2 protein-coding genes are annotated in these 1054 nt (G+C 67.2%); both read left to right on the forward strand.

Annotated elements, in window-relative coordinates; genetic code table 11:
* Window positions 1-752, forward strand: a 752-nt coding sequence (locus U9980_RS06485) for a GNAT family N-acetyltransferase (protein WP_322767104.1), incomplete at its 5' end; no start/stop codon positions are given.
* Window positions 749-1054, forward strand: a 306-nt coding sequence (locus tag U9980_RS06490) for a hypothetical protein (protein ID WP_322767105.1), incomplete at its 3' end; no start/stop codon positions are given. The genes U9980_RS06485 and U9980_RS06490, both read left to right, overlap by 4 nt.

A 1054-nucleotide genomic window follows, 5' to 3' on the forward strand; every position in this document is an offset into this window, starting at 1 on the left:
GGCCAGGGGAGACCCAGTGGATCGGCGCTCGTGCCCAGAACGGTTTGAAGATCATGAAATTGTCCGAGGTCAGCGAGCCAGCGCTGGAGGCCTTCTACGCAGAGGTGCTGACACCGGCCTTCCCACCGGATGAACTCATTACCTGGGACGAGCTGCGTGAGGCCGCTGCCGGCGATCTGGGTCCCGGCGCGCTGGTCTTCGATGGCGAGACCCCGCTGGGGGGAATGCTGGGCGAGATCTATCCCCGATCAGGGGTACTCCTGCTCAGCTATATCGCGGTGCGGCCCGAGGCGCGTGGCCGGGGCATCGGTCAGACCCTGCTCACCGACGTCATCCCCCGATGGCGGGCAGCCATCGGGCCGTCTCTGGTGATCGCCGAGATCGAGGATCCGCGTTTTCACCAGCCGAATGTCTACGGCGACCCCGACGCGCGGCTCAGGCTGTACCACCGGACGGGCTCCACGCTTGTCCCCATGCCGTTCTTTCAGCCGTCCCTGCGGCCTGGCGTGCCACGGGTCTTCGACATGCTGCTGATCTGCCTCGGCGAGACCGCGCAGACCGTGTCGGCAAAGATCGTGAGCGTTTTCCTCGACGAGTACTTCGAGCTGTGCGAGGGGAGCGAGGTGCTCACCGCCGACCCTGACTACCAGGTGCTACGGCAGTTCTGCCAGCGGGGCGATGACGGCAGGCTCCCGTTGTGGCCGCTTGATCGTGTGGCGGAGATACCGAGGTTCATCGAGGTCAGCAGGTGACCGGAGCACTGCGAACCGCGCTCGCCAGTGGGGATGGCGCGGCCGTCGACACGCTGATGAACACCGACCACGCGCTTGCGGTGCTGCTCGCGGAGGCGGTCGGTGCGTGTCCCGAAGCCGTCGCGGTGGTCGCGGTGGTCGAACGCGCCTGGCTCGACACCGTTGCCGTGTTGGTGGCCGACCCGGATCCACCGGTTCGGGTTGCCCTGCTCGGCGCGGTCCTCAGACTGATGCGGGAGGACGGCCAACTCGATGACGCCGCCGCCACGACCGACAGTGCCACCGCGAGATCGCAGGAGCCA

The organism is Protofrankia sp. Cr1, from assembly GCF_963555865.1.
Classification (GTDB): domain Bacteria; phylum Actinomycetota; class Actinomycetes; order Frankiales; family Frankiaceae; genus Protofrankia.